The sequence below is a fragment of the Nostoc sp. DedQUE04 genome, assembly GCF_034530995.1.
Classification (GTDB): domain Bacteria; phylum Cyanobacteriota; class Cyanobacteriia; order Cyanobacteriales; family Nostocaceae; genus Nostoc.
The window spans coordinates 1-24,319 of the sequence record NZ_JAVRCA010000066.1 but is presented as its reverse complement, the minus strand read 5'-3'; the positions used below and the strand labels follow the sequence as shown (position 1 = coordinate 24,319).

11 protein-coding genes and 1 pseudogene are annotated in these 24,319 nt (G+C 41.7%); 4 read left to right on the top strand and 8 right to left on the bottom strand.

Annotated elements, in window-relative coordinates; all coding sequences use genetic code 11:
- Positions 1–87 precede the first annotated feature (87 nt).
- Together RM049_RS31465 and RM049_RS31460 are read right to left on the bottom strand one after the other, a co-directional pair.
- Positions 88–13,941, bottom strand: coding sequence for a putative Ig domain-containing protein (locus tag RM049_RS31465; RefSeq protein ID WP_322706973.1), 13,854 nt, complete (start codon positions 13,939–13,941; stop codon positions 88–90).
- Positions 13,942–14,152: 211 nt separating this feature from the next.
- Positions 14,153–14,890 (bottom strand): hypothetical protein, encoded by a 738-nt coding sequence (locus RM049_RS31460; protein WP_322706972.1) that lies wholly within the window; start codon positions 14,888–14,890, stop codon positions 14,153–14,155.
- Positions 14,891–15,303: 413 nt separating this feature from the next.
- On the opposite strand from RM049_RS31460, the gene RM049_RS31455 reads away from it, so the two are divergent.
- From RM049_RS31455 to RM049_RS31440, 4 genes are all read left to right on the top strand, one after another.
- A complete protein-coding gene (locus tag RM049_RS31455; protein ID WP_322706971.1) occupies positions 15,304–16,098 on the top strand; it encodes a peptidylprolyl isomerase in 795 nt (264 codons plus the stop codon).
- A 152-nt stretch (positions 16,099–16,250) separates the two neighbouring features.
- Positions 16,251–19,208 carry a peptidase domain-containing ABC transporter gene (locus tag RM049_RS31450; RefSeq protein ID WP_322706970.1) on the top strand — a complete coding sequence of 986 codons (2,958 nt, stop codon included), beginning with the start codon at positions 16,251–16,253 and terminating at the stop codon, positions 19,206–19,208.
- Between the two features lie 93 nt (positions 19,209–19,301).
- Positions 19,302–19,970: a biotin/lipoyl-binding protein gene (locus RM049_RS31445; RefSeq protein WP_322706969.1), complete on the top strand. Its 669-nt coding sequence runs from the start codon at positions 19,302–19,304 to the stop codon at positions 19,968–19,970.
- Positions 19,937–20,974: an HlyD family efflux transporter periplasmic adaptor subunit gene (locus tag RM049_RS31440; RefSeq protein WP_322706968.1), complete on the top strand. Its 1,038-nt coding sequence runs from the start codon at positions 19,937–19,939 to the stop codon at positions 20,972–20,974. Before RM049_RS31445 ends, RM049_RS31440 begins: the two co-directional genes overlap by 34 nt.
- A 122-nt stretch (positions 20,975–21,096) precedes the next feature.
- Here RM049_RS31440 and RM049_RS31435 read toward each other — a convergent pair whose 3' ends face one another.
- The 6 genes and pseudogenes from RM049_RS31435 to RM049_RS31410 form a co-directional block, all read right to left on the bottom strand.
- Entirely contained in the window at positions 21,097–21,456 is a 360-nt protein-coding gene (locus tag RM049_RS31435; RefSeq protein ID WP_322706967.1) for a hypothetical protein, read from the bottom strand.
- Positions 21,457–21,695: 239 nt separating this feature from the next.
- Positions 21,696–21,926 (bottom strand): hypothetical protein, encoded by a 231-nt coding sequence (locus RM049_RS31430; protein WP_322706966.1) that lies wholly within the window; start codon positions 21,924–21,926, stop codon positions 21,696–21,698.
- Positions 21,927–21,974: 48 nt separating this feature from the next.
- The gene (locus RM049_RS31425) at positions 21,975–22,541 is read right to left on the bottom strand and encodes a WGR domain-containing protein (protein WP_322706965.1); all 567 of its coding nucleotides are present in this window, start codon (positions 22,539–22,541) and stop codon (positions 21,975–21,977) included.
- Between the two features lie 5 nt (positions 22,542–22,546).
- The gene (locus tag RM049_RS31420) at positions 22,547–22,693 is read right to left on the bottom strand and encodes a hypothetical protein (RefSeq protein ID WP_322706964.1); all 147 of its coding nucleotides are present in this window, start codon (positions 22,691–22,693) and stop codon (positions 22,547–22,549) included.
- A gap of 48 nt (positions 22,694–22,741) precedes the next feature.
- Positions 22,742–23,092 (bottom strand): hypothetical protein, encoded by a 351-nt coding sequence (locus RM049_RS31415; protein WP_322706962.1) that lies wholly within the window; start codon positions 23,090–23,092, stop codon positions 22,742–22,744.
- Between the two features lie 147 nt (positions 23,093–23,239).
- Positions 23,240–24,265, bottom strand: a pseudogene (locus tag RM049_RS31410) (AAA family ATPase); the annotation flags it as partial.
- Positions 24,266–24,319 lie beyond the last annotated feature (54 nt).

Sequence of the window (24,319 nt, the reverse complement as noted above, 5' to 3'; positions counted from 1 at the left end):
CAAGTTTGTAATATCCTAATGAATAAAATAGATACATTCAAGTTTTACTCGGTTGGAATTGGTCGAGGCACTCTGGAGAAAACAATTCTAATCTATATTTTCCCATGGACTTCGATCTATTTTGAAATTGAGCCGTTCTCGACCACCATATGCCTCTAACCAATCAGACCACGGAGTTGGATTTGCGTCAAAATTCTCGAAATCTCTCCAATTTAGAGATGAGCGATTTGGTAGATCAACGCCCTTTAAGTCTCCCATACCCATAGGGTCATAAACCATCCCTTTTTTCACAAAAACTGTATGATTAAACCAACCACTATCTTTAGGATCTTTTAGGAACTCACCATTCTTAGAAGATATTTGTACTCGCATACCACCTTTCATCTCTCTTTTATAGAGTTTAGCTACATCCTCACAATCAGCATTATGAACTAGAATACCTAAATCTGAAACAAAATAGGTATGAAAGCCCTCAACCTTGAAGTTATAAACCTGGAACTGCCCCTCGCGTTTCTCAATCTTATCAACATCAATAACCCTGCCGTCTTCCGTCTGTAATAAACTCCCAACTTCTAAATCTTTTGCTTCCACCCAACCTTTATCAGGTGTCCAGAAAGGATGTTCTCCAGTAGTAGAAATCACCTCCCCATCAACATACAAGTCAACCAAAGCAGTCGTTTCCCTAACAAAAGTATCCGTTACCTGCCGTGCCTCAATCTCCCCTGGAGTAGTGGGGTCATCAGCGATTACCCAATCGCCAATCTTAATATCCTCAATATTCTTGATACCTTCAGTAGTTAGAATTTCTGTACCAGCAACAAAGCAATTCTTAATTGTGGTTCCGACATTTTTAGCACCGAGTGCGTCATCTATCCCCTCAGCAGCAGCATTGGCTACTTTATTAGCAGCAAAGAATTTCGCTACACCTAACACTGCTCCCACAAAGGGTACATAAGCTAGTAAGTTCCAAGCATCTTCTCGTTCAAACTTCCCGTTATCTTGATAGCTCTGGTAAAGGTTATTCGTAGCTTTACCTGCACCATATACATCAAGCCCAGTATTCACTGCTGCTACCCACTTGAGGGGGCCCATTGCAGTCTTTGCCCAGGTTGCAGCTTTCATCCCTGTCAAGAAGGACACGCCAATCCCAGTAACATTACCAGCGTTGTAGAGCATGGCGTGTTTTGGTTCAATCTTCTGACCGGTAGTGAATTCATATACATCAGTTAAGAAACCACCAGATACACCACTGGCAAAACCCGCACCCCATTCACCAAACATACCCCCTATTTCTGCAAGGCTTGCGCCACTTGCTGCTGCTCCCGCAACGTAACCGGCTCCAAAACCAATACCGCTAAATGTAGCTAATTGCCCTGCAAGGGTAACAGCAGCCATTACATCTCCTAAAGTAGTGAAATAGCCAGTGGGGTCGGTATATCTCACCGGATTCGCGTGAGCATACTGGTAATCATGTTGACTGTAGGGGTCGTTTAAGTACCCAGGAAACTCATCCTTGGAGATAAACCGTCCCAAACTGGAGTCATAATACCTCGCCCGTAGATAATCCAACCCAGTTGCAGCATCCCGTTGTTCACCTGCAAACCCGAAGGAATTGCCAAAAGTACCTGTATGATCTAACAATCCACCAAAGGCATCATAGGTGTAGCGGTCGGTAATCAAACCAACATTATCAGTAATTAGCCTAGTTGAACCCAGCCCATCAGTGTGGTAAAAACCTTCTCGACCATCATGGCGCGATCGCACCAATCCCATGCCTAATGTATAATCAGTCGTGATTTCCCCGGACTCGTCATATTCCATCAACACTTGGGGTAAATCCCAAATCGGTGCAGCCAAGTAATTAGTTCTTACCCCATCAGATATAGTGGCAACTCGGCTACCAAAGGCATCGTAGATATACTGCTGTTGGGAAATACCAGTTGCAGAAGAACTAGTCACCCCAATCAGACGATTTTCCCCGTCATTAATCCAATCGTAGTTAATTGTCTGGCTACCATCAGCATGTTGCTTGAGTGAACCGTTATTATCGTAAGTAAAGTTTGTGACTACGCTACCTTGGGTTGTATCCTTGAGTCGATTATTGGCATCATAGCTGTAGGTAGTTAAACCTTCCAGGGAATCAGTTTTGTTTAAACGATTACCTGCTAAGTCATAGGAGTAGCCAAGAGTACGGTTCCCTGCTGTGGCATCAGTAATTTTTTCCTCCGTCAGGCGATAGAGCGAATCGTAAGTATAATCAACACTGCGACCAGAGTATTCTTCTACTTTCTTACGGTTTCCGACTGCATCAAGGGTATATTTAAAGTCAGAGAATATTGTACCTGTGACATTCTTTGTCGTCACTTGGGTTAAGCGATCGCGTGTATCATATTGCCGTGATTCAACAGAACCATTAGCCAGCTTAGTTTGAATTAAATTGCCAACAGCATCATAATCGTAATCTGCTAAGAGTCGTGTGCCATCTTTAACAGTATCCAAACGATTGAGCTTGTCGTAACCGTAGCTAGTGGTTCCTGCTTGAGTGGTCAAGGACGTAACATTGCTTAACAAATCATAGCCGTAGCTAACAAATTGTTGATCGGGTTGAATAATTTTGGATAAGCGATCGCGCTGGTCATAGTTGTACTGTGTTACCCCACGTCCATCCGTCACAGTCTTCAACTGGGATGTAATTGAATCGTAAGTGTAAGAGACTGTTGCAACTCTGGGGTCTGTGAAGGTCTTTTGTTGGAGGCGACCTATGGAATCGTAGCTATAGTTAATGGTGTCGCCATTGAAATCTTTTTGACTACTGACTTGCCCAAATTTATCGTAGACAGTTTGATTCTGCTGACCCATCGGCAAAATTGTTGCCGTTAAGCGATAAAAGTCATCATACTCATACTGAGTGATATTTTGATTTGCATCTTGAGTTTGAGTTAAAAGACCGAGATTATTGTAGGTATATTTTGTTTTTGCTTGATTAGCTTGTTCAACTTGAGTTAGTTGACTGAGATTGTCGTAGGTGTACTTAGTGGTATTTAAATTCTCATCTGTAACACTAGTGACTCGGCTAAATTGGTCATAATCGATTGAAACTTTATCGCCGTTATTGAAGAGAGTTTCTACCTGCTGGGCATATTGGTCATACTTGTAACGGGTAGAGTGACCAAGGGCATCAGTGACTTTTACTAGATTTTTGCGTTGGTCGTATTCAAACTCTGTTCGTTGATTCAGAGCATTAATGACTGCGCTTACTTGACTGAAAGCATCGTATTCATAAGTGGTTGTTTGATTGAGTTCATTCGTTTCAGTTTTGACCCGTCCCAACTCGTCATAACTTACTTGATAGTGAGAGTTATCGAAGAAAACTGTTTCTTTAAGTCGCGCCTTATCATCGTAAACATAGCGTGTAGTGCGAAGGCGGGGATCAGTCACCGTCTCAATCTGTCCACCTTTGGTATAGGTATAGGTGGTGTCATTGGTGAGAACATCCTTTAAGCGAATTAGCTGACCCAGGTCGTTGTAGAAATATTCTTTCCGATTACCATAAACATCAGTTTGGGCTTTGACGCGACTTGCGGCTGAATACTCAGTTTTTACTGCTGGGTTGTCGTCCCAGTTATCGGGTGTTAAATCAGGTAGAATAGTCTTTGCTAAACGACCTAATTCATCGTAGATGTAGCGTGTTTCTAACCCAGTTGGTGATATTTCTGCGATTAAATTATTAGCTTGGTCGTACTTCTTGATAACTTTCGGATTGTCGCTGCTGTCCAAAGGCGTATTATCTGGCAGCGTCATTTCATCTATTCGAGCGACGACTGATCCAGGTGTAGTTAAAATATTGGCTTGTCCAACTGTTCCCTGTAAATCGTAGCGGTAGGAGGTGACGTTCCCGAATACATCAGTCATTGAGGAAACACGCCCAAGAGCGTCATAGCTCATCGATTGGCTATTACCTTGAGAAGTTCTGCTGGCAATGGTTCGACCATTATCGTCATAGTCGTAATCCATCCATTGACTGTATGTTTGGCCGTTCAGGATGAATGAGGTTGTCGCTTTTTCAATTCTGCCGTTGAGGTCATAATCTGCTTTAACCTCATTACCTCGGCTATCAACCATGCGGCTAATACGCCCTGAATTGTCATAGTCAAACTCTGTGACTTGACCATCTGGTGCAGTTTGGAAACGCAGTTGACCTTGTGCATTATATGTATAAGTTGTTTTTAAGCCATCTGTATCAATGCTTTCGATTAAATTGCCACGCAGATCGTACTTGGCACTAGTCGTTAAACCTGTTGGCGAAACAATATTATTTGCTTGACCTCTACTGTTATAGGTCATGCGAGTAATGTTGCCATCTTCGTCTTTAATCGTCAGCAGATTTCTGCGATTGTCATAGGTATACTCAGTTGTGATACCATCTGCATCAGTTTCACTTAGCAGATTATTGTCATTGTCATAGGTGCGTGTGGTAATTCCTCCCTTAGCATCAATTTCTTGCAGGACATTTCCACGTTCGTCGTAGATGTAGGTTGTAGAGTAACCGCGTGTATCTTTAACCACCTGCCTGGAGTTGTTGGGGTCATAGGACATTTCCACCTTCTGACCGTTAACATCTTCCAAATACTTCAACCGCCCATCATCACCGTACTCGTTCTTGACACCAGTCCTGCCCAAGGGATCGATGATTTTGTCGAGGTAGTGCGATCGCTCTTGGTCATACTCCATCTTTGTAGTATTCCCCTCACGGTCTGTAACACTAACTAAATCACCCTGAGCATTGTAATCATACCGAATTTGCTTACCAGCCGGGTCAGTCACCGTCGCAATTCTGCCCTGCGCGTCTCTGCCAAACGTAATCTTCTGCCCCGTAGAACTAGTAATATCCGCATCTGTATAGGTTAACTTGTTCCCATTAGTGTCAGTAACAGTGAGCAAATCGCCCGTTGCGGCATCAATTTCATATACCACCCCTTCTTTCGTGGTTAACTTATACTTGCCACCAAATAGCGGATCGGCAGGATTGTAGGGGTTTCCTTGGAAGCCGTAGAATTCGTCGGCATCTTGTTGCTTGGTGATGAAATTGCTTTCAACGGTCAATGTACTGGTTACACCTTTGTCTGCAACAAATTCTGGCTGATAGAAATACTTAGAAAAATAGAGTAAAGAGCCACCATCGACTTGCTCGACTTGCTTGGCCTTAAATGTAAATGCTTCTCGTTTCCCACCAGGGAGAGTTATGTATACTTTAGTGCCATTTTTAAAAGGATTCTGGTAGCCCACAAGTTGGCTGTCTTCGCTGGGTGGACGCAGAGAAGTCCGCAGGTCAGTGTCTCTGAATTCCATCCGCCAACCGTATCCAAAGTCATCTGTGCTACCAGAATTTAGACTGTCATACGTCCGTGTTAGGATTATAGGTATTCCTGTTACCGGAACAACAAGATCCGTAAACGACAGTCTGAAATTCCCCAGCTTCAAATCCCCAGCAACATCAATCACCTCGTCTACATAACTAATGTGCCCACCGTTATCGGCAACTTCCAGGCGCAGGATATAGCTGTCATTCTGCAACAGCGACGGATCAAATTTACCGAGAACACCGTTAGCGATCGCACCTGGATCATTAACAAAGGCAATTTCTTTGAATTCACCACCATTAATAGGCGCGACTAATAGGCGGTAGTAGTCTATTTCTCCATCGTCTGAAATCGACCCTTTAATCTCAATGGGAGCGGTAATTAGTTTCCCAGCATTATCTCCCAAATCAAGACTTACTTCGGGAGCAGCGACATCATCAGGGTCGCGTACCAGTACATTAAAGGTGACTTCTTGAGAAGGATTGCCTGCTGTATCTGTAGCGATCGCTCTGGCTATCACTGTTCCTGCCTCGCTAGGAGTGAATCGCGCTATGCCATTGCCATCCAGCACTACTGGTGTATCGTTGATCCACAATCTTAGCCCAGCAACCCTAATATTATCTGTAGCCCTTGCCTGGAAAATGATAGTTTCGCCAGGGTCAACTACATCGTAATTTGCAATGAGTCTAACTTTCGGAGCTTCTGTGTCAGCTGCCACCACAAGGTTATACTCCTGTGGTCTGGACACAACGCCATCACTGACAGTTAAGACAACATGGTGAGTGCCAACATTATTAGCAGTTGGTGTCCATCGCAAGCGCCCCAAAGCATCGAGGGTAATACCCAAATCACGGGATGCTTGGTCGAGGGAGTAGGTCAAGCGATCGCCATCAGCATCTGTAGCAATTACATCATAGCTATAAGTACTGCCAGGGGTTGCTGTTAGCAGTGGGTTAGATTTAATAACAGGTGCATTATTGACTTGTGCAGTCAAAGTAAATGCTTGTGTTGCGGACTTTCCATGATTATCGACTGCTTCAAGAACAACTTTATAATTACCAGCGATAGGAGACAACCAGGTTAACAAACCAGTAGTGGAGTTAATAGTCATGTCAGCTGGCCCGGAAATTAGCTGGTAAGTCAAGTTGTCGCCAGCATCGGGGTCGGTGGCTTGTATTTGATACTGGTAAGGACTACCAACTGCTGCCAAATATATAGGTGTAGAGTTGATGATCGGGGCAAAGTTAGAAAGAGTAGCGCTAACTTGTATGGTGTAGTTCTGAGTAGCAATGCCACCCAAACCATCATTAACAGCGACAGTAATATCTTGTTGACCAAGTTGATTGCTTGCAGGAGTCCATTGAATGAGTCCACTTTGAGGGTCAATCGTCATACCATCTGGGGCATTGACCAGATTGTAAATAAGGGAGTCAGTATCTATATCACTTGCTTGAACAAGATATTTGTAGAGTTTACCAGTAGCAGCTTGGGTTCCAGGTGTAGAGTTAATTAGAGGAGGAGTATTTACAAGCCGGACGTTGACTGTAAAAGAGAGCAAATCAAATGCCTCATGTGAATCTTGTACGCGTACAACTACAGAAGCATCACCAAACTGATTTGCAGTCGGAGTCCAACGCAGAATACTGGTTTGTGGGTCAATGAACATTCCATCTGGCGCTTTGTCAAGACTCACAAGCAAAAGATCATTGTCAGAATCGCTAACCTTTAACTCAGATTGGTAAAGTTTATTAACAACAGCAGAACGAACTGGGGTAGAGGTGATGCGAGGTGCATGGTTAGGAATGGTTGCACTACTAACAATATTAATATCGAAGCTTTGAGTGACTTCACCGCCTCGACCATCACTAACTTTAATAGCGACAGAATTCTGCCCTACCTGTGAAGCAGTAGGTTGCCAAAAGAGATTACCTTGGTTATCTAAGGTCATCCCAGCAGGTGCAGTTACCAAGCTGTAGTTGAGAGGGTCATTGTTCGGATCGTTAGCACGAATAGTGTAGACATAAGGAAACGCTAATGATGAAGCTTTAGGAGGTTGGGAGATAATAATGGGAGCGTCATTCGGAACATTTGCTAGTGCTTGGAGTTGGAAAGATTGCGTTGTTTTTCCTCCCTTGCCATCATTGGCTGTGAGCGTAAAATTATAAGTTCCTACAGCAGTAGGTGTCCACTTGAATAATCCAGTGGTTGGGTGAATGACAGCTCCACTGGCATTTGTGGTTAACTCGAAAGTAATAGGGTCTAATAGAGGATTGCGTGCTTGAATTTGGAATTGGAAGGGTACACCTAATGCTGCAATTGAACCAGGTTTTGGTAAAGCAGTAAATAAAGGTGGTGTTTGGGCAGAACCGACTTGAATTTGGAACGATTGTAAGTCTAAAGCACCTTTAGCATCTCGAACCCGCAGAATTACATCTTGAGTTCCGACTTGTTCAGATGTCGGACGCCAAGCAATAATTCCAGTATTGGGGTCTACCACCATGCCATCTGGTTTTACTAGTAAGTCATAGCTCAAAACATCTCCATCTGGGTCAAAAGCAGATGGTCTGTAAACTACCCTTTGATCGGCAATAGCTTGAGTCGGCGCAAAGCTGGTGAAGTGAGGGGCATGATTTTCTTGCGGTGCGGTGTCATTTTTAGTATTACTAAAATCAACTCCAGTTATTGTTTGACCGCTACTTAAGCTAACTTGAATTGCTTGATTGGATAGTGGTATAGTTTGGCTCCATCCTCCTGGTAATTCTTCAGCTACCGTGTAATTGCCTACTGGCAGAGTGAATGAGTAAATACCGTTAGCATCAGTTTTAGTAAATAGCTCATCTGAGTCGCGCCGACCATTTTTATTTTTGTCGATATATACAGTCCAGTCAGCTAGACTTACAGGGTTAACAGGTGTAATATTATTAATACCCACAGGTGCAAAGGTCAAGTCAGTAAACGCTGGGATGTTTAAGCGCTCTATTCTTAAAGCTTGACCGTCCCAATACATTCGGGAAGAACCATTATCGATTAAAAAATCTCCGACCATCGGTTGAAAATAAGATGCAGTAGTACCAAAGAGAGTCTGAGAATTAGAACCACGTATAGCAAACAAATTTTCATTTGGACGGATTAATTGAATACTACCTGCTCCTGGCAAAGGAATATATTGAACATTTCCAGCAACATCAACAGTAGAAAATCCTTCCCGATGCGCCACGAGAATCTTGCCAGCTAATGGGCCGTATCTGGCAATATCATTAGGAACTATTTCAAAAGAAAAATGGCCCCCATAGTCATAGCCAAGAGTTGCAAGGGTAGTAACAGTTCCATCAGCTTTTATTCGGAAAAGTGTAGAATTGTACGTGTAGTATCCTCTAGAATCAACACCATAATCGCTTTGAACAATTAAGTCTCCGCCAAATATACCTGTTGTATCCATTTGGAACGAGATTGCTCTATAATTCAAATTTGTAGGTAATGTTGCCCATCTTGGAATGATTGTTTCCCCCCCATCTGTAATTTTTGTAATATTGGGATCATATCCAAATATAGAATACGCAAATCCAGCGTTGCCGAAGATGTCTCCGGCGGTAAAACCACCAAGATTGCCTGCTGCCACGGTAGTAAATGTATTTAGCGATGTGATAGCTACTCCGTAAGAGCCATAACCAACATCTTGTGTAACTTTGGAAAACGGAACCAAAGTCCCATCAGGCTGAACAAGATTAAGCCTAGAGGTAGTGCGAGTATAGCCTGCATCTGAAACTAAAACTTGCTCTTTTGCTTCGTAGTATTCTATGCCGTGGGAAGAGTAAAAACCTTGAGGCAACTGAACAACTTGTGTTAGAGGAATTGGATTTGCCGGGAGTCGATTACCAGTTATCGGTTCTGATCGGGATTGTGAGTTGTATAAAGTTGTTTGGAGATTACTGCGATCGCCAGAAACTCGCCCCCAAATCTGTCCTGGCAAGTTGCTTAATACATTTAAAATAAAATTCTGAGTATCTAAACCACCTTGGGCATCTAAGACTTTTACGGTGATATTATATGTACCTGCGTTGTTGGAATTTGTAGTCCACAAAATTTGTCCGGTGCTGGCATCAATGGTCATACCAGCAGGTGCTGTTGCCAAAGAGTAGCTTAGAGAATCGCGATCCGGGTCAAGTGCCTGTACTCGATAGGTATAGCCTGTTGCGGTATATGCAGTTGTTTCTGCGGTGCTGATAATAATCGGAGCATGGTTTCCGGCTTGTGGTTGCGTTTGCACTTTAAAAGCTTGCTGTACCGTGCCACCTTTCCCATCGGTAACAGCTAGCGTTACATCATAAGTTCCTAACTGACTGACAATGGGAGTCCAACGAACTATCCCTGTATTCGCGTCTACTGTCATCCCTTGGGGCGCACTAAGTAGAGAAAAGCTCAAAGAATCATCATCAGCATCTTTGACAAAAGCTTGGTAAACGTAATTAGTATTAATCGCTGCATCGACCACAGGAGTGGAGGTAAAAACGGGGGGACGATTCGGTGGGGCATCAATTACCGACAAAGTGTACTGTTGCTGTGTTACCCCACCGCGACCATCGCCTACTTCAACAAGCACTGTTTGATTGCCAATATTACTAGCAACTGTATTCCAACCAATTAAACCAGTAATTTGGTCAATGGTCATTCCATCTGGTGCAACCAGTAGTTTATAAGTTAAAGAATCACCATTGGGGTCTGTGGCATCAACATCATAGCTATAGTTATGACCAGCAATTACTTCTTTGTTTGCTTGAGTTAGAATCACAGGTGCAGCGTTTAACTGACTCAACACCGTTAGCTCGTAAGTAAACTGCACCCCTTGAGGGTTATAAAATATCAAAGAACGCTCAAAAGTGAGTTCATTAGGGTCAAACTTGGTATCGCCAACCAACTTACTGAAATCATAGTAAGGCACACCATCTGGTGTAAAACCATCAGGATTGCGAACTAACACTGTGGGGTCACTGATATGATTGACAGCAACAATTAGGGAAGAATCTACGCTGTAAGAGCCGATGTTACGTAAAGCGATGTCTGCATACAGAAGGTGAGTATCAGCGTTGAAGCTGGTACGGTGATATTCAGTACCTATACTGCTAGAAACATCTACCAATAAGTTAAAATTAGGTGCTGTAGTCTGGCTTATTTGTTGGGGAAAATCTGTTTGTATAGGAGCCTGAGTACCATCAAGTGCATTTGTGAAAGCAAAATCAGTAATCCGCACATTGGTAGTAATGTCACCATCGTTGTTTACCAGACGAAACACCAACTGAGCATTGGTGCCTGGGTTAATACCAGTAAGATTTAAGCTGACAGTATGGGTTGCAGCATCATAACTTGTACCTGCACCTAAAGCAGTAGATTCGCCCTCAGTCCAATTGAAGAAAGCATCGCGCTCACCAGCAGCAGTATGAACTAGGGAATTACCATTGGTATCAACTAATGCCACTTCAAAAGCATCGTTAATTGAATTTACACTAGTAATGTCAAACTGAGGATCAATCTTAAAGCTAAGGATGGAAGGGGTAGATGGAATCAAGAGAGGTAGAGAACGGAAGACTGTAAAATTGTTTTCTTCTATATCATAGATACTAGGAGCAATAATAAAGTCTTGAACTGCTGTTAATCCAGCCGCATCTGTTACCAAAAGGTGAATGTTGCTGTTGAAATTGGAGAGGAAGTCTCTTGGTGTCCCACTCAAAGTTGCAGTTCCATCAAAGTTATCAACTAAAGTTAGCCAGCTTGGGAGATTATCTGTAGTAATTCTTAAACTTTCAATTGCATCTGGGTCAGCAGCAACAATATTATAGGTGTAAAGTTTAGCTGAGTCGGCTGTAAATATGGGTGTGCTGGTAAAGCTGGGAGCTTCATTAACGTTAGTAACAGCGATCGCAAAAACTTGGGTTAAGCTTAAGCCATTAGCATCAGTACTAGTAACTGTAATAGAGTGTTGAGTACTACTTTCAAAATTGAGTAAAGACCCATCAGCGACTTGTAATTGATTGCCGACGATGCGGAAACGCTCATTAGCATTATCTTCTAAAATATAAGTGTGGGTGTCCCCAGCATCAGGGTCAATACTACTTAATTGACCAATAACTGTTCCAGTAGAACTATTTTCTGCAACTGTATTGCCTGCTAAGTTTATTGCTGTAGGCGGACTGAAACGGTAGATATTTATGGAATAAGTATTTTGATTGCCAGCAATATCAGTTGAGCGTGCAATGAAGGAATTATCCCCGGTTGCTAAAGAAACATGGGCAAAGGTAAATTGTCCATTGTTGTCTGAAATTGTTACTGCACCAGTTTGTTGCAAGACCACAGTGGAGTTAGGTTCAGCAAGACCTGTTAGTGTAACCGTATCAAATAAGGTCTGAAAATCCCCGATTACACCAGAGTCAGATACAGCATTGAGATTAAAAATAGGTTCTGATGTAGTGCTGTCAAGAGTGAAGGAAAAGTCAAAAATATTGGATGTGTTTTGAAATTCATCCACTGCTTGCAAATGCAAAGTATGGAATCCATCCGGCAATGTACCACCATATATCTGCTCTAATTGGGCACGAGTCAAAGTAAAACTGCCGTCTGCAATCCTTTGCGCCAGAACATTTACAAAATTAGCGGGTTGTGTGCTGTCAAAACCAGCTTTGAATTCAACTACACGGCTAGCATCAATAACAGTTCCAGTAATTGTGGGGTCAAAAGTAATGGTATCGCTATTGGTTTGACCGTTAGGAGCAGTGTCTCGCTTCAAAGATGCAGTAATAACAGGTGCATCCAGATCAATAATAACTGTTACAGTATACTGAATTGTTTTAATATTGCCGGCGGTATCAGTAGCAGCAATAGTTAAAGTATGTTCTCCATTGCTCAGACCAGTAAAGTCTAAAGCTTGGTCAAATCTGCCATTGGCATTAAAATTTAAAGATACATTTTGAAGATTGTCGAAGCGATAGCTTAATGCTGTGACTGGACTACCGGTACCATCAACACTGCCAGTAAGTTTATCTCCCAAATGCAAGTTAGATTGGTTGACAGGAGTGGTTAAACTAACCTGTGGCAAGGCACTGTCTATTGTGACATCTATTGCAGCAGAGGTTTTGGTATTTCCCGCAGTGTCGGTAGCAATGGCGTTGAGTCCGTAAACTCCATCAGTTAATTCTGATGTCGTGATTTGCCAAGTGCCATTTGCGGTTGCAGTTGTCTGTCCTTTGAGTTGGCCATTATTAAATAGTTGGACTCTAGCAAGAGCTTCTGCCGTGCCAATAATAGTAGGAGTAGTGTCAAGAGTAATGCGATCGCTGTTACTCAAGCCACTATCGCTATTTGCAGATAGCTTAAGTGTAGGTACAGCAGTAGTGGTATCAAGTGTAAAAGAGATATCAAAGTTATTGGCAACAGAATATTTATCTACTGCTTGTAAGTGTAGAGTGTGATGACCGTCTGGTAAAATCCCGCCATAAATTGTATTTAATCGGTTGGGGCTGAGGGTAAAACTGCCATCAGAGTGCAAATCAGCAATTACATTTAGATAATTGGCTACTTGTGTGTTGTCGAAACCTGCTTTCAATGAAATAATCTGATTGGTTTCAGTAAGCGATACATTTGCGACAGCATTGACAATAGGGGTAGCAGTTGTTAATGCATTAATAAAAATGCCACGATTAACAACTTTAACTGTGCCTGTAGTAGTGGGATCGAAGGTAATACCATCAGTGTTGGTTGTGTTGTCAGGAGCTGTATCATGGGCTAAAGCTGCTAAAATAGAAGGTGGTGTGGCAGCAAGATTTACCGTTACAGAAAAGCTAGCAGTAGAGAAATTGCCTGCAAAATCAGTAGCTTTGAGAGTAAAGGTGTGAGGCCCATCGTTGAGTCCAGTAAAATTAAGGGCATGGTCAAAAGCGCCGAGTGGACTAACTGATATGGGCCCAGCAGCTAAATTATCAAAGGCAACTGTGAGTGAGGCAATGGCGGAACCAGTGCCATTAACGATGCCAACAACTCTCGCTTGTGGCGAACCTGGTAGTAAATTGAGCGGCAGGACTGTAGCAGAAAGCGTAGGCGGTAAGATGTCAGGCAGCAAGGACGGTATTGAAAGAGAATTATTAACACTTCCAACTACTGGATCGCTAGTGCCAACGTTAATTAGAGGTGTATTAGTTGTTACTCCTGTAAGTCGATCCAAACCAGTTTTATTGTTAGACTTTGTAATTTCTGATTGTTGAGATGTAAGCAGACTAGAATTTTGCTGATTTTTGAATAAAGGTGAGTAATTGTTGAGATAATTAACGGGATTAGTACGCTTATTAGAGAAGTCTACAGAAGACTTGAACTTTTCCAAGTCATCTGTAGTACCTGTTAATTTTTCCTGACGTGACAACTCTGAAGAAATTGGGTCAGAACCATTAGGAGGTCTGAGTTTTATTTGCAAAGAACTTAGGGCAGAATTGTCATCTAATGCGGCACTTAAAGATGCACTATCTAGTAAAGATAGTGGTAAGATTCCGCCATTAGTAGAAGATGCACTATTAGTGACTAAATTCTCAGAGCTACCCATGACTAACCCCTTGCCAGTAGTAAATTGTTTACTGTTTTAATTTAATAAAAAGTTCAGACGATTTTGTTTTGGAGTCAATAGCGATAATATATTGTTGACTCCATCTCAAGATACAAGGCGATAAATCTACTTGTTGTGATGATTTTGAATAATGGAAAGCGAGGAGAACACCCAAGAGTTTTCTCCTCATCGTCAATTTTATATATAAATATTAGGCTACTGCACTAGCAGTCATCGTGAATACATTTGGCACCAACGTTGTATTGTCAGGAACTTTAGCTAGAAACTTGGTGTTAATAATCTCTTGATAAGCTGCCAAATCTGCTTGCCAATTATCAATAATTTGATGCAAATTTCCGAGACGTTCTGGTGCAGTTACACTCTTGACTTCATAGCTAAAACTGCCATTGAACAACACAATTGGAGTACTAGTTTCGTCTGGATTCCTTAATGCAGCTTCACTGACAGTCAGATAGAATGGGCAGCGATCCATTGTATAAACTAAGTTTAGTGTCGCTCGTACAGGTGCAGTCCCAACTTCTTGCCAAGGGCCAGGAGAGAGTAACGTTTTAGCTAAATACTGACTAGCTGCATCTTGCTGTCGATCAAAAGTTATGTAGCTTCTGGGATTAAGACCTACAGCTTCGTATTCTACGTTTGGTAGTGTTTGGACATATTTTTTAGCAATGTCTGCAACTATAATTTCTGTTGCTACTTTACCTTCAATAGCTTCTATAAATATGACTCGCGTCGGTTCAGCTACTATCATCACACCGTTAGTGAAGGCAACCTGAGATACATTCTGAGTCGATATTGGTTGACGAGCCAATTCCCATTCTGCTGGAACTATACCACTATATTTAAGAAAATCTGAATTGAGGAGTGTGGGGTTATGATTTTTTGCAGCAATAATAATTCCCAACTCTTGAGTGATTAAGCTTTGACTCATGATGCTTTTCTAATAACTGTTAATTCAAATACGAAGGTTTTGCGCCAATTGATTCTGACGTAGGCTTGAAACTCTTGGCCCATAATCCATTACTGGACACTAGACACGTTTTTTACGGTTACTTGTAACTTTATACTCTCGTTATTCAGATTTACACCAGCGAATTTATGCTTAAAATTGCTTCGATACTTACTTAAGTACTAACTAAATTAAGTATATTTTTTTGATAAAGTAGCTAATATATTTAGAAAATTTAATTTTTAACAGTTTTTCTAAGTATTTCTAAGTATATGTAACAGATTCTTTTGAGGAAATATACGTATACTTATCATTGTCATAAATAGAACCTACAATACATGATGCGATATGGAAATTATTACATAGGTTCCTCTACCCTAACTTTCTAGCACCCTATGGCTCACCTAAGAATTGGCAACCAGATAATTAGCCAAGCAGAAATTACGCATTTGCTAGCTGGCTACCAAATGCTGCCACAATTGTGCCGTTTGGTGATTATTGAAAGAGCGATCGCTCCATTTGAACTCACTCCATCAGAAAAACTCGGTGTTATTGAGCAATTCTACCAAAACAATCAACTGACAACACCAGAAGCACAGGCAAAAGTCTTAAAGCATTACAGCATGAGTCTTGAGCAACTAGAAGCTGTTGCTATGCGAGAACTGAGGATTGAGAAGTTCAAGCAAGCCACTTGGGGGACAAAGCTAGAATCTTATTTTTTGCAATGTAAATCTCAGCTAGACAAAGTAATTTATTCCCTAATCCGCACATCTGATGCAGAGGTGGCCCAAGAACTCTATTTCCGCATCAAAGCAGGAGAACAGACGTTTGCTGACTGTGCCTCGCTGTATTCACAAGGGCAAGAAGCTCAAACAGGAGGAATGTTAGGCCCTGTTCCCATAAATCAACCGCATCCAGCAATAGCACAGAAACTGACCATTTCCCAACCAGGACAGTTATGGCCGCCGATGAAATTGGATGAGTGGTTTGTGATTGTGCGACTCGAAAAGCTAATTCCGGCTCAACTAGATGATGCAATGCGCTCTACACTTTTGAATCATCTGTTTGAAACTTGGTTAGCTGAAGAAATCAGCAAAGCGCAATTGACCATACTTGAAGAGGAGGGAGGGAGTGAGGGAGTGTGGGAGCGAGAGAGGGAATCCGGGAGGCAAAAATTGGGCGTTGCATAAATGCGGGATGAATTGGCGGTTGAAACCATTGAAAACTTCTGACAAATTGAGCGAAATTATCCCATGATTCAGCAATGCCAAAAATTATACATTTCCTCACTCCCACCCTCCTACACTCCCTCACTCCCTCACTCCTCCCCCTTGGTAACAAGATGATAGAAAGCACTACCACGATTCAAGAATTTCTCGCCAGCATCTACCCATTTAATCAGCTTTCTATAACCAGTGTTGAGAAAATTGCAGAAAAACTTGAACCTTTGCGCTACCGCATGGGGCAAGCAATTTTGGTCAGAGAAACCCTCCCAGCTAGAGTAGCCATTCTTTATCAGGGGCAAGCCCGTTTATTGGGATATGCCCCTGGTGCTTCTGCCCCAGATACTCTGCAACTACTAAAACCAGGATCAATCATCGGTTGGACAAGCTTGCTGCGTGGTGTACCGTGTGAAACTGCGATCGCTTCAGTTGAAACTCTTTGCCTAACACTAAAAGCCTCCGATTTCTTAAGTCTAATAGAACTCGAACCTGCTATAGCGAATGCTTTTTGCAACCATTGCAGCCTAATTGAAGTTTTTGACCTATTGGGTGCAGAATTAGAACGTCGGGGCAAAATTCCAGATAATCTTAAAGAACTTGCGACTGCTGCAACAAAACAAGCTACTATCCTTAACTTGCCGAATGGTAAAACACCACTCTCTTCATTAGACCCCAACTTGCTATGGCTAGTTAGCAGCAAAGGTTCAAACTATACAGTAGGCGAGCGGCTAAATCCTGCCGAAACTCAAGCCTATATCACTGGCTTAGTTCGCTTAGTCGGTTTTACTGACCCTACTCTTTCACTTCCTCACTCCCTCACTCCCTTACTCTCCCCCGACTCATTATCTGAAACTAGAATTTGGGCAAACGCTCCATTCGCCCCAGAGCGCCCAGAACAAGCAGAAGAACTGGAGTCAGGGCAAGGAATTAAATATCCCTACATATCGGGTCGCGGCCCTGTGGATGGAACTCTTGCCTGTTTTCAAATGCTAGCGCAACACTTAAGAATGCCCTTTCGCCGCGATGTCTTGCGCCGTGCGTTAGTCAGTAATTTTCAGCGTACAGGCAGTACTTCTATTCAATTATGCGGTGCTTTGGCAGAACTAATGGGGCTGACATCTCAACTGGTAAATATTCCTGCCGTTGCCATATCTAAACTACCGACACCAGTTTTGATTCCCTGGCAAGATAGCTATGTAATTCTTTACAAAGCGACAGAGAAAGAATTAGTTCTTGCCATCCCAGAACAAGGCATTGTCCGCAAAAAGCCAGCCGATTTTGCTGAAACTTGGGGGGAAGAGGGGCAAGTACTTCTACTGCAACCGACCAAAGAAACTCCTCAAAAGCGATTTGGTTTAAGTTGGTTTTTACCTGCAATTAAAAAACATCGTACTGTTTTAATTGAAGTATTTATTGCTTCATTATTTGTACAACTATTGGGGCTAGCAAATCCTTTAATTACTCAAGTAATTATTGATAAAGTCATTATTCAAAACGGGATTAATACTCTCAACGTTCTGGGTTTTTTGCTCATAGCAATGGCTATAGTAGAGGGCATTATTACTTGGCTACGTACCAACTTGTTTGTTGATACCACCAACCGGATTGATTTAAGTTTGGGTTCGGAAGTAATTGACCATCTGTTACGTTTACCACTGCGTTATTTTGAGAAGCGCCCTGTTGGAGAAATATCTAGCAGGATCAACGAATTAGAAAATATTCGCTCTTTCCTTACTGGTACTGCCCTGACTGTTGTTTTAGATGCTATCTTCTCTGTTATTTATATTGTAGTAATGATTTTTTATAGCTGGTTGCTAACCATAGTAGCACTAGCAACAGTACCGCTCTTTGCTTTATTAACCTTTATATTTGCACCCATTATTCGCAGCCAAACTAGAACTAAAGCTGAACGCAATGCCGAAACTCAATCTTATTTAGTTGAGGTGGTTTCTGGGATTCAAACTGTCAAAGCCCAAAATATCGAACTCAATTCTCGTTGGCAATGGCAATCTCGTTATGGGAAATATATTAGTGCTAGCTTTGAGAATGTTCTAACAAGCAATACCGCTAGTTCCCTTTCTAACTTTCTCAATAAACTATCAAGCTTACTTTTATTATGGATAGGTGCATATTTAGTCTTGCAGCAAAAACTAACTTTGGGACAGTTAATTGCTTTTCGTATTATCGCAGGTTATGTCACAAGTCCTCTACTACGGCTAATTCAACTGTGGCAAAACTTTCAAGAAACTGCTTTATCGCTAGAACGCTTGGCTGATATTCTCGATACTCCCCAGGAAACAGAAATTGCTGGGCGTAATAATATCCCGATGCCAGCTATTGTTGGTGCAGTTCAATATGAAAGTGTTACTTTCAGCTTCGCTAAAAGTCCAAACCCCCAACTTAACAACGTTCATCTTGATATCGAAGCTGGTATGTTTGTTGGAGTTGTGGGTCAAAGTGGTGCTGGTAAAAGCACATTAACCAAACTCTTACCTCGACTTTATGAATTAGACTCTGGTCGCATAAAAATTGATGGCTATGACATTAATAAGGTAGAACTCTACTCCCTGCGTCAACAAATCGGTATGGTGTTGCAAGACACTTTGTTATTCGATACCACAGTGCAGGAGAACATTGCCCTGACCATGCCTGATGCCACACCATCAGAAATTGTAGAGGCTGCTAAAATTGCTTGCGCTCATGACTTTATCATGAATTTACCGTCGGGTTATGAAACTCGTGTTGGAGAGAGAGGTTCAGCTTTATCTGGTGGACAAAGACAACGAATTGCGATCGCTCGTACTGTACTACAAAACCCACCACTGTTGATTCTGGATGAAGCTACCAGCGCACTCGATTATGCTACTGAACGTCAGGTGTGCTTGAATCTAGCCCAAGTATTTAAAGGAAGAACAGTATTTTTCATTACTCATAGGCTAGGAACAATTCAAAATGCCGATGTGATTTTGATGATGAATCAAGGACGAATTGCAGAACAGGGAACTCATACAGAATTAATCGGGATGAATGGATTGTATTACTGTCTCTATCAACAGCAGTCAGCAATTTCTGAATAATTTTTCTATTTCATTTAGCAATCAGCAACCTAATAGAGAATTAACTAAATTTATTTAGCCTCTTACATACTAAATAATAACTTATTACTAATTATGAATACTAATGGCACAAATGGAAACGGTAAGTCTTCACATAACGGTCAGAATGGAAACGGTAAACAAAGCTCTAATACAAATGGTTCATCTCCACTAAAACAGATAACTTCTTTACAGGATTTAGAAAAGTTATCACCAGAAATATCTAATCTTCAAGCAAAACCCCCCTCAACAGCACCGCGTTATGTTCCGAAATTCGACCAACCTGTAATTCTTAGACAATCTCGCAAGTGGTCACGTGCTATTCTTTGGGGTCTGATGGCTGTTACAACTGGTACAATTGTCTGGGCAAACATCGCCAAAATTGAAGAAGCAGTTTCCGCTACTGGTAAGTTAGAGCCTACAGGCACAGTTAAAGAAATACAGGCCCCTGTTGGTGGTGTAGTAAAAAAAATCTATGTTGAAGATGGACAGCAGGTTAAACTTGGCGAACATCTTATCGGGCTTGATCCCACTACTGCTAATGCTCAACTCGACTCTCTGAAAAAAATTCGCCTATCTTTACTCAAAGAAAATCAATTTTATCAGTCTCAAATGAAAGGAGTGAGGGAGTCCGAGAGCGAGAGAGGGAGGGAAAATGCTCTCGGACTCCCTCACTCCCAGACTCCCTCACTCCCTCACTCTCCAATGAAATGCTTGACCTTACCAAAAGTCGGGTTGCTCTAGTTGCAGAGAACCGTTTATATCGTGCCCAACTAGATGGTACAGGTTCTAGTAGTGGACTTTCCATTGAACAAAAAGAACGATTATTCTCTACTTCTGAAGAATTGGATGCACGGTTCACTGCTGCAAAACTGGAAATTGACCAATTAAATCGTCAACTTAACCAAAGCCAAATAAAATTGGTTAGCACAAAAGATACTCTCAAAATGAATCAAGGGATTCTTGACAATATTACTCCCTTAATGAATGATGGAGCAATTTCCAAAATTCAATATTTTAAGCAACAAGAGGAAGTTAGAAACGCTCAATCAGAAATTGACCAGCTTACCCAAGAAGAATTTCGTTTACAATCTGCTATTAACCAAGCACAAGCTAAGTTACAATCAACTGTAGCTATTTCTCGAAAAGATTGGCTCACCCAAATTGCAGATAATAACAAAAAAATTTCCGAGATTGATTCTCAGCTTACTAAAGCCATTGTCGAAAATAATAAGAAAATTGCCGAAAATGATTCTCAGTTGAGCCAAACTCAAATGAATCTTCAATATCAGTCGATCAATTCCCCTGTTTCAGGTACAGTTTTTGAACTTAAGGCACATACACCAGGATTTGTAGTCACGTCCAGCGAACCAATTCTCAAAATTGTTCCTAATGATGCTCTGATTGCTAAAGTTTACATTACCAACAAAGATATTGGTTTTGTTAAAGAGGGTATGACAGTTGATGTCAGAATTGATTCATTTCCTTTTAGTGAGTTTGGCGATGTCAAAGGTAAGCTAGTATGGATTGGCTCTGATGCTTTGCCACCCGATCAGATTTATCCTTTCTATCGATTTCCTGCTAAAGTACGCCTGGAGCAACAATCAATTTCGATTAATGGGCGTAAAGTACTTCTGCAATCTGGGATGTCTGTCAGTGGTAATATTAAACTGCGAGAACGGACGGTGATGAGCATATTTACTGATATGTTTAGCTCTAGTGTCGAAAGTCTCAAGTTTGTTCGTTAAGGTAGCAAATGTGCTTTGAATCATAATTTCTCATGAAATTGGCAATTCTTCCTCCTATTATCGTCGCATTAATTTTTAGTAATCGACCACTAGGCGATATTTAAACATCTACCTTCTGAATTTCAGAGCGTAAACTCGTCGCCAAAAGAAGCACTGCCAAGAAAGCTAGAAAAAGTAACCAGCATCCAACCGAAACAAATATGTTTTTGGGTTTGCCAATCGTATCTGTCTTCTATTGTAGGGATTGTATTAGCTTCAACAATTTCTAATCCCCAATAGCCTAATGCACTGATGCCAAACAACATAGTGCTGACGATGGACAATTTAGCGATGGCTTTGAAAATGCAATTGCTTAAATTAGGCGGTCTTTGAAAGGATTGTCTGTGACAATGATGGATAGCTAGTTCACTTGGAGCTACAACCAAAACACGTTTCGGTTTTTGTTGAGTGAATTGGCAGACAACTTGTTTATTATCAGTCATGGGTCAAACCAAAGCCTGTTGGTTGTAACTAAATTAGTTACAGTAATTATATTGTAAACTTTCGTCAGGTAGATGTGGTTAAATTTACTTAAAATTCTATATTCAGAAAAGATATTCTTATGCTTAAGCGATGTCATACGAAAAAACTCAGAGGATAAACAAGTGATTAAGCTGAAAGTCAGTTAAAAATATCCCCCAGCACATACTGCACTGGGGAATATTTAGCTTCTATTTTTTACTTAGCCAAAAGCTAATTTTCTTGCATACTCTTGTGCTTCATCTGGGGATAAAGACTGAAAATTTTTAATTAGCTCTGCCGCACGAGTTCCTCGCGCACTAAGAAGCAAGGAATAACAATGAGGTTCAGGCAGTGCTGGCTCTTTCATTTCTGCTATCCACAACCAACTTGATTCTTCGCCCTCTTCAAATTCAGAGCCATAATCATAATGTAGTTTTTCTGTGTTGAACATTGTTTTTTGCTCCTACTTTTATCAAAAGCTTACATCTGCACCTTTAAATCACAAATGTCGCCAAAAGTTCTTACTGATAGTCTTGAGACTGACTACCTTGGGTTCTGCTACTGCTGTCGCTTCAGGGGCATGATCAACAGCCACCGCAACAGCTTGTGGCGCAGGAGTCGTTAACAAAGAATTGAGTAATTCTCGCTGATAGTCAATATCTTCTACTGTGCGGTAAACTCTGTGGTAATCAATTTGCATCCCTAAAGGTGTTGGTACTATTTTCAAATACTCATTTAGGGCGTTAATATAGCCATCGTGAAAAATTCTATTAGCAATACAAGGACGGATAATATTCAATAATTGAATAGCTCGTCTAATGTCTGCAACGCTACGGCTAGCATCAATCTCTGGCTGGCTTTCGCTGTAGCCTTTGGATTTCTTTTCTGCTACCAGATTGTTGAATTTACTAACTGCTCTTTGATGATTGCCTAATGTATGGACTCTGGTTTGTGCTTGATAACCAACTCTGCCCCACTGCACTGTTAAATTACCATCTTTGACAATGGCAGACCAGAACTTATTGCTGTTCTGGATAGCATCAACATAGACTAAATAGATTTCCATGTTGATTATTTCTCCGTAGTTTGGGGATTAGATATACCTAAAATCCTGTTCTTGAATGTTTCAAAACTTTCTTGCTTGGATTTTGCAGGTGGTGGAATATCCTTATTCAACAAAGAGTTTTTGAAGTCCTCGAAACTTGAAGGCTTACTCATTTTGTTCTCCGGTTTAGATAATTTGATTAGTAAATTAGTGTTTAACAATCACACACTTCTTTGTATTCGGGCATTGCCCCAACGCAATTGATGTTGTAAAGCTTCAAGTATCGTTTCTGCTTCGTCTGCTGTTAGTCCTTTCAACTGAAAGCAGATATTTTTTAAAAACTCTGGAATACCATTCCAAAGAAATCTTTCAAAACCTCCATCTGTCAAAGCTTCTGTTAGAGAATAATCTTCAGGACTACATATTCGCTGCATGAAAACATATTGGGACAAAGTTGTACGCAGCAAAAGTTTGATTTCTCTATCTAACTTCTCTAAATGTGCGCCATAATTATCAACAAACTGGTTAATCAGGTCAGTTTGCCCGTAATAAGTAACTAAATCTGTCGTCATTGTTTGCAATCCCTTTGATGCGAACCATTCAGAAAAAAGCTTTCTTCGTAACCGCCCATGCCCAGGCGGTCGCTTATAAAAAAGGGATAAGGAGAAAAAGAAATTGTGTTAATTATTTTCTCTTTCCCCTTTTCCCAAGATTGTTGATTAGTTCATATTGCGAAACTTAGCAGCACGCAAAGATTGAGTTTTCGCCGCAACCACAGGACTAGAAGCCCGTCGTGCGGTCGATGCCCACGCCTGCATTCGCTCGACTGCCGCCGCATCCTGGATGGCAAGTGGAGTAATGGTTTGACGGCAATTCTCCAAATCATTAAGCGTTACCTGCTGCGGTCTATCCTCATCGAATGCCAGTAGAGCAGCTTCCGAAGCGAGGGTTTCTAATTCAGCACCGGAGAATTTCGCGGTATTAGCTGCAACTGCTTCGAGATATTCGGATTCCAGGTGAATGCCAAAACGTTGCAGATGAATACTTAGAATCTGTACACGCTCCGGCTCTGTGGGAAGATCAACAAAGAAATTTTCATCGAAGCGGCCTTTCCGTTTTAGTTCACTTGGCAGTGCAGAGGGGTCATTGCAAGTTGCGACGACAAACACACCACACTGAGATTCGGACATAAACGTGAGAATATTGCCCAGAATCCTCTGTGAGACTCCAGAGGTGTCACCAGTACCAGACAAGGCTTTCTCGATTTCGTCAATCCACAGGACGCAGGGTGCGATTGCTTCGGCGGTCTTGAGTGCGCGGCGGATATTGCCCTCAGACTCACCTACCAGACTACCCAAGAGGGATGCAATGTCTAACTGTAGGAGTGGTAAATTAAGTATGTTGGCAATGTTCTTAGCGACACTCGTTTTACCCGTACCTGGAGGCCCAGCTAGTAACAACCCTTTGGGTTGGGGCAAACTCAAGCTTCGTGCCTCAGTTGTAAACAGACGGCGGCGACGATTTAACCACTCGCGCAGCAAATCGAGTCCGCCAAAAGGAATGGTAGCTGGTTTACCCAACTCGATACCCATTTGAGATAGTAGCCGAGTTTTGTACTCAACGGCTTTGGGGATAAAATCAGCGCTAACTACGACACCATCATTAGTTAAATTTTCTTTGACTGTTAACCGCAGAAAATCACTGATTTCTTCTAAAGTTAAACCCAGTGCTGCACGAGAAAGAGTCAGGACTTACGCAACTGGCACAAATAGCGGGCGGGGCGTAGCCCTGCCACACGA

Excerpts from the sequence above, each read along its gene's own strand:
- RM049_RS31440 (WP_322706968.1), top strand. The coding sequence starts at position 19,937 with ATGCTTGACCTTACCAAAAGTCGGGTTGCTCTAGTTGCAGAGAACCGT.
- RM049_RS31460 (WP_322706972.1), bottom strand. The coding sequence starts at position 14,890 with ATGAGTCAAAGCTTAATCACTCAAGAGTTGGGAATTATTATTGCTGCA.
- RM049_RS31445 (WP_322706969.1), top strand. The coding sequence starts at position 19,302 with ATGAATACTAATGGCACAAATGGAAACGGTAAGTCTTCACATAACGGT.
- RM049_RS31420 (WP_322706964.1), bottom strand. The coding sequence starts at position 22,693 with ATGAGTAAGCCTTCAAGTTTCGAGGACTTCAAAAACTCTTTGTTGAAT.
- RM049_RS31455 (WP_322706971.1), top strand. The coding sequence starts at position 15,304 with ATGGCTCACCTAAGAATTGGCAACCAGATAATTAGCCAAGCAGAAATT.
- RM049_RS31450 (WP_322706970.1), top strand. The coding sequence starts at position 16,251 with ATGATAGAAAGCACTACCACGATTCAAGAATTTCTCGCCAGCATCTAC.
- RM049_RS31425 (WP_322706965.1), bottom strand. The coding sequence starts at position 22,541 with ATGGAAATCTATTTAGTCTATGTTGATGCTATCCAGAACAGCAATAAG.
- RM049_RS31465 (WP_322706973.1), bottom strand. The coding sequence starts at position 13,941 with ATGGGTAGCTCTGAGAATTTAGTCACTAATAGTGCATCTTCTACTAAT.
- RM049_RS31415 (WP_322706962.1), bottom strand. The coding sequence starts at position 23,092 with ATGACGACAGATTTAGTTACTTATTACGGGCAAACTGACCTGATTAAC.
- RM049_RS31435 (WP_322706967.1), bottom strand. The coding sequence starts at position 21,456 with ATGACTGATAATAAACAAGTTGTCTGCCAATTCACTCAACAAAAACCG.
- RM049_RS31430 (WP_322706966.1), bottom strand. The coding sequence starts at position 21,926 with ATGTTCAACACAGAAAAACTACATTATGATTATGGCTCTGAATTTGAA.